The 5787-nt window shown below is 62.9% G+C and carries 6 protein-coding genes; all 6 read left to right on the top strand.

Annotated elements, in window-relative coordinates; genetic code table 11:
* Positions 1-643, top strand: a 643-nt coding sequence (locus tag EOA27_RS18855) for a M15 family metallopeptidase (protein WP_127256878.1), incomplete at its 5' end; no start/stop codon positions are given.
* Positions 644-852: 209 nt separating this feature from the next.
* On the top strand, positions 853-1881 hold the full coding sequence (locus EOA27_RS18850) for a sulfate ABC transporter substrate-binding protein (RefSeq protein ID WP_126081928.1): 1029 nt from the start codon (positions 853-855) through the stop codon (positions 1879-1881).
* A 65-nt stretch (positions 1882-1946) separates the two neighbouring features.
* Positions 1947-2798 (top strand): sulfate ABC transporter permease subunit CysT, encoded by an 852-nt coding sequence (gene cysT / locus EOA27_RS18845; RefSeq protein ID WP_126081927.1) that lies wholly within the window; start codon positions 1947-1949, stop codon positions 2796-2798.
* Entirely contained in the window at positions 2791-3675 is an 885-nt protein-coding gene (gene cysW / locus EOA27_RS18840) for a sulfate ABC transporter permease subunit CysW (RefSeq protein WP_126081926.1), read from the top strand. Before cysT ends, cysW begins: the two co-directional genes overlap by 8 nt.
* Before the next feature lie 69 nt (positions 3676-3744).
* Positions 3745-4785, top strand: a complete 1041-nt coding sequence (locus EOA27_RS18835; RefSeq protein ID WP_126081925.1) for a sulfate/molybdate ABC transporter ATP-binding protein — start codon at positions 3745-3747, stop codon at positions 4783-4785.
* 205 nt (positions 4786-4990) lie between these two features.
* Positions 4991-5787 (top strand): thiosulfate ABC transporter substrate-binding protein CysP (gene cysP, locus EOA27_RS18830; protein ID WP_127256876.1); only part of this gene is annotated, 797 nt, incomplete at its 3' end.

Here is a 5787-nt window from a genome sequence, read left to right as displayed (position 1 = left end):
CTCCCTCCCCGTCGGCTTCGTCAGGCTCGCCGATGTCGACTCGACCATCCGCCAGGACATCCGCTACGCCGGCCGCGAAAACTTCCTGCGCCGCAAGGTCGACGGCTATAACGCGCCCGTCTGCGTACTGACCACGCAAGCGGCGAAGGCGCTGTCCAGCGTCCAGAAAACCATGACCGCCAAAGGCCTGACGCTGATCGTCTTCGACTGCTACCGGCCCGCCCGCGCCGTTGCCGACATGGTCAGATGGACAAGAGAAGCCGGCCCGCCGGATCCGCAGTGGTATCCGACCGTCCGGCGTGGCGATCTTATCGCCAAGGGCTATATCGGCGAGCTGTCCAGCCATTCGCGCGGCTCGACCGTCGACCTCGCTATCGCCGACGCCACCAGCGCGGTTCACCCGGCCTGCGGCGCGCCTGACGGCACCACGCTCGACTTCGGCACCGGTTTCGACTGCTTCGATCCGATGAGCGAGACGGCGCACCGCCCGCTCCCCGCCAAGGCGGCGGCGAACCGCAAGATGCTGCTTGCCGCCATGCACGCCGCTGGCTTCCGCAACTACGCGCGCGAATGGTGGCACTTCACCCTCGCCAAAGAGCCTTTTCCAAAACAGCGCTTCGATTTTCCGGTCACAGCGCCTTAACCGGGAACCATCCAGCCTTGCCCAAACCGTCGCCGGTTCTAATTAGGCGGGCTGGCAAGGATTCATGGTGTCGCCGGCTTGAGGAAGATATTTCTTCGATCGACGGACATACGGCGAAAAATTGCTTCTAGGAGGCGAAAAAGGCAACATTCAATGCATCTAAATTCTATAAACTCGCTAGGGTTCGCAGCAGTTCAACGGAGGCGGGAATGACCAAACCTCATTTCAGGAAACTGCTCGGCGCGCTGGTCGCCACATCTGTCCAGTTCGGCACGCTCGGTTTCGCGTTTGCCGATACGACCATTTTGAACGTGTCCTACGATCCGACACGTGAGCTTTACAAGGCCTATGACGAGGCCTTCGCCGCGCACTGGAAAGCCGAGACCGGCGAGACGGTCACCATCCAGCAGTCGCATGGCGGGTCGGGCGCCCAGGCCCGCGCGGTGATCGACGGCCTCAACGCCGATGTGGTGACGCTGGCGCTCGAAGGCGACATCAACGCCATCGTCTCGAAGTCGAAGAAGATCAATCCCGACTGGCGCAAGAAATTCGAAAACAATTCAGCACCTTACACTTCGACCATCATCTTCCTGGTGCGCAAGGGCAACCCCAAGGGCATCCACGACTGGAGCGATCTGGTCAAGGACGGCGTCCAGGTGATCACGCCGAACCCGAAGACCTCCGGCGGTGCGCGCTGGAACTACCTGGCGGCCTGGGCCTACGCCAACGCGCATGACGGCAACGACGAGGCCAAGACCAAGGAATTCGTCGCCAAGCTCTATGCCAACGCCCCGGTGCTCGACAGCGGCGCGCGCGGTTCGACAGTCACCTTTGCTCAGAAGGGCCTGGGCGACGTCCTGATCGGCTGGGAGAACGACGCCTATCTGGCGCTCGACGAATTCGGCGCCGACAATTTCGACATCGTCTACCCGCCGACCTCGATCCTGGCCGAGCCGCCCGTCGCTGTGGTCGACGCCAATGTCGACGCCAAAGGCACGCGCAAGGTGGCCGAGGCCTATCTTTCCTGGCTCTATTCGAAGGAAGGCCAGACCATCATCGCCAAGAACCACTATCGTCCGTCCAAGCCCGAACTGGTTCCGGCCGAGGACCTCGCCAAACTGCCTGCTATCAAGCTCGTCACCATCGACGACCCGCAATTCGGCGGCTGGAAGAAGGCGCAGCCTTACCATTTCGGCGACGGTGGTATATTCGACCAGATCTACAAGCCGGCGCAGTGAGAGGCCGGGCCTCGAAAACTGGCGACTGCAATCTGGTTGAGTAAGAAGGGACGATCCAGAACAGCATGACCACAGCACCCGCTCACGCGGGGTGGCGATTCAGACAGCCGAGTGTCATTCCGGGTTTCGGACTGACGCTCGGCTTCTCGCTTGCCTACCTCACGCTCATCATCCTTATCCCGCTCTCGGGGCTGATCTGGCGTTCGGCCGCGCTCGGCTGGACCGATTTCTGGGCCTTGGCCACCGACCGGCGCACCCTCAAGGCGCTCGAAATCAGCTTCGGCACGGCCTTCATCGCGGCCGCCGTCAATGTCGTGTTCGGCACGCTCGTGGCCTGGGTGCTGGTCCGCTACCGTTTCCCCGGCCGCCGCGTCGTCGACGCCATGGTCGACCTGCCCTTCGCGCTGCCCACCGCGGTCGCCGGCATCGCGCTGACCACGCTCTATGCACCGACCGGCTGGCTCGGCAAATTGCTGATGCCGCTCGGCCTCAAGGTCGCCTACACGCCGCTCGGCATCATCGTGGCGCTGGTGTTCATCGGCCTGCCCTTCGTCGTGCGCACTGTACAGCCGATCATGGAAGAGCTCGACAAGGAGGTCGAGGAGGCCGCCGCCACGCTCGGCGCCAGCCGCTTCCAGATCATCACCCGTGTGCTGCTGCCCAGCTTGGCGCCGGCCATCATCACCGGCTTCTCGCTCGCCTTCGCGCGTGGCGTCGGTGAATACGGCTCGGTCATCTTCATCGCCGGCAACCTGCCCTACAAATCCGAGATCGCGCCGCTTCTGATCGTCATCCGGTTGGAGGAGTACAACTATCCGGCCGCGACCGCGATCGCCGCGATCATGCTGGCGCTGTCCTTCGCCATGCTGCTCCTCATCAACCTCGTGCAGACATGGAGCCGCAAGCGCTATGGCTGATCCCGAGATCAAGTCCTATGAACCGCACCACGAGAGCCAGTCGGCCGCGGTCACGGAAAGCCGTCCCGTCCGCATCACGCTGACGACCGTCACGCTGGTCTTTCTCGGCATCTTCCTGCTGTTGCCGCTGATCATCGTGTTCAAGGAGGCTTTCGCCAAGGGCGTCGGCGCCTATTTCCAATCGCTCAGCGATGCCGACACGCGTTCCGCCATCCGCCTGACATTGCTGGTGGCGGCGATCTCGGTGCCGCTCAATCTCGTCTTCGGCCTTTCGGCTGCCTGGGCCATCGCCAAGTTCGAGTTCAAGGGGAAAGCGTTCCTGACTACGCTCATCGACCTGCCCTTCTCGGTCTCGCCGGTCATTTCCGGCCTGGTCTATGTGCTTCTGTTCGGCGCTCAAGGACTGCTCGGCGAATGGCTGAAGGCGCATGGCATCCAGATCCTGTTCGCCGTGCCAGGCATCGTTCTGGCAACCGTCTTCGTCACCTTCCCCTTCGTCGCGCGCGAGTTGATCCCGCTGATGCAGGAACAAGGCAATGGCGACGAGGAGGCGGCGCTCTCGCTCGGCGCCAGCGGCTGGCAGGCCTTCTGGTATGTGACGTTGCCCAACGTCAAATGGGGGCTGCTCTATGGCGTTCTGCTCTGCAATGCGCGCGCCATGGGCGAGTTCGGCGCGGTCTCGGTGGTGTCGGGCCACATACGCGGCCTAACCAACACCATGCCGCTGCATGTCGAGATCCTCTACAACGAGTACAATGCCGTCGGCGCCTTTGCGGTCGCTTCGCTGCTCGCCGGCCTCGCTCTGGTGACGCTGGTCTTGAAAACACTTCTCGAGATGCGCTACGGCGCCGAGATCGCCGCGACACGCGGACACTAGATGCATGTCACCCAGAAGTGTGTAGCGGTTTTGGGATAATGACATGCATCAACTAACAGAGGTCATTCTATGGAAGTTCGCGTCGTCAACGTGCGCAAGGAGTTTGAGCGGTTTCCGGCGCTCCACGACGTGTCGCTCGACATCAAGTCCGGCGAGCTCATCGCGCTGCTGGGCCCATCGGGCTCCGGCAAGACGACGCTGCTGCGCCTGATCGCCGGGCTGGAGCGGCCGACCAAGGGGGCGATCTTCTTCGGCGAGGAAGACGCTTCGCAGAAGTCGATCCAGGAACGCAACGTCGGCTTCGTCTTCCAGCATTACGCGCTGTTCCGTCACATGACGGTTGCCGACAATATTGGCTTCGGCCTGAAGGTCCGGCACGGCGCCGCCAGGCCGCGGGCGCAGGAAATCCGCCGCCGGGCGCTGGAACTGCTCGACCTCGTCCAGCTGTCAGGCCTGGAAAAGCGCTATCCGGCGCAGCTTTCCGGCGGCCAGCGCCAGCGCGTGGCTTTGGCCCGCGCCATGGCGATCGAGCCCAAGGTGCTTCTGCTCGACGAACCCTTCGGCGCGCTCGACGCGCAGGTTCGCCGCGAGCTGCGGCGCTGGCTGCGCGAGATCCACGACCGCACCGGTCACACCACCGTCTTCGTCACGCACGACCAGGAAGAGGCGCTGGAACTCGCCGACCGCGTTGTCGTCATGAGCCAGGGACGCATCGAGCAGGTCGGCACCGCCGACGACATCTATGACACGCCGAACTCGCCCTTCGTCTACTCCTTCATCGGCGAATCCAGCTCGCTGCCGGTCAAGGTCGAGAACGGCGAGGTCTGGATCGCCGACCGGCCGATCGGCCTTGAGGCGCCGCATGCGCCCTCCGGCGATGCAATCCTCTACTTCCGCCCACATGATGTCGATCTGCTCGACGGCTGCAGCGGCTGCATAGCCGGCACGGTCGCCGCCAGCCGCCGCGTCGCAGGCACAAGGCGCGTCGAGCTGGAGATCGGCGGCGAGCGCCAGCGCGTCGAGATCGAGCTTCCGGTCGACCATCCCGCCGCGCAGAAGAGCCGCGTCGCCTTCAGGCCGCGGCGCTGGAAGCTTTTCCCCACCGCCTGAGCTACCTTTGGCCCTGACTCCTGCTCCAGCGCCCCAGTCTGGCGCTGTTCAAGAGTCAGCTTGGAAGAAAATCCTAGCAAAGAGCTGTTTCGGCGAGATATTTTCTAGACCCTCCCCCGCCTGTCGGAGCGCGTGCCTCGTCGCTTCAGGCATTCCCGACTATGGTCTCGCTATAGCTTCATTCATTTCCAAGGAGCCTGTTTTCATGAAGCGTCTATTGCTCGGCATCGCAGCTGTTGCCGGTCTCGTCCTCGCGTCCTCCCAAGCCTGGTCGGCCGACAAACTTTTGAATGCATCCTATGATGTCGGCCGCGAGTTGTTCGTCGACATCAACAAGGCCTTCATCGCCAAGCATCCCGGCGTCACCATCGATCAGTCGCATGCCGGCACCTCGGCGCAGGCGCGCGCCATCGCCGAAGGTCTTGCCGCCGATGTCGTCACCTTCAACCAGGTCACCGACGTCGACTTCCTGGTCAAGAAGGGCCTCGTCTCGGCCGATTGGCAGAAGGATTTTCCGGACAACGCGTCGCCCTTCTTTTCCCTGCCCTCCTTCCTGGTGCGCGCCGGCAACCCGAAACACATCAAGGACTGGAACGATCTGGTGCGTGACGACGTGCAGGTGATCTTCCCAAACCCGAAGACATCGGGCAATGCACGCTACACCTATCTCGCCGCCACCGCTTACGCCAAGGAGGCCTTCAAGGGTGACGATGCCAAGGTGAAGGAGTTCATCACCAAGCTCTTCAACAACGTTCCGATCTTCGACACCGGCGGCCGCGCCGCCACCACCACCTTCGTCCAGCGTGAGATCGGCGACGTGCTGATCACCTTCGAGTCCGAGACGCGCGGCATCCGCAAGGAATATGGCGACGACAAGTTCGAACAGGTCACCCCTTCGGTCAGCCTGCTGGCCGAGTTCCCGGTGGCGATCGTCGACAAGGTCGCCGACGATCATGGCAGCCGCGATCTCGCCAAGTCCTATCTCGACTTCCTCTACACGCC

The organism is Mesorhizobium sp. M2A.F.Ca.ET.037.01.1.1, from assembly GCF_003998075.1.
GTDB lineage: Bacteria > Pseudomonadota > Alphaproteobacteria > Rhizobiales > Rhizobiaceae > Mesorhizobium.
This window is presented reverse-complemented; position numbering and strand designations above follow the sequence as displayed.

Coding starts and splice junctions, on each gene's coding strand:
- EOA27_RS18850 (WP_126081928.1), top strand. CDS start 853: ATGACCAAACCTCATTTCAGGAAACTGCTCGGCGCGCTGGTCGCCACA.
- cysT (WP_126081927.1), top strand. CDS start 1,947: ATGACCACAGCACCCGCTCACGCGGGGTGGCGATTCAGACAGCCGAGT.
- cysW (WP_126081926.1), top strand. CDS start 2,791: ATGGCTGATCCCGAGATCAAGTCCTATGAACCGCACCACGAGAGCCAG.
- EOA27_RS18835 (WP_126081925.1), top strand. CDS start 3,745: ATGGAAGTTCGCGTCGTCAACGTGCGCAAGGAGTTTGAGCGGTTTCCG.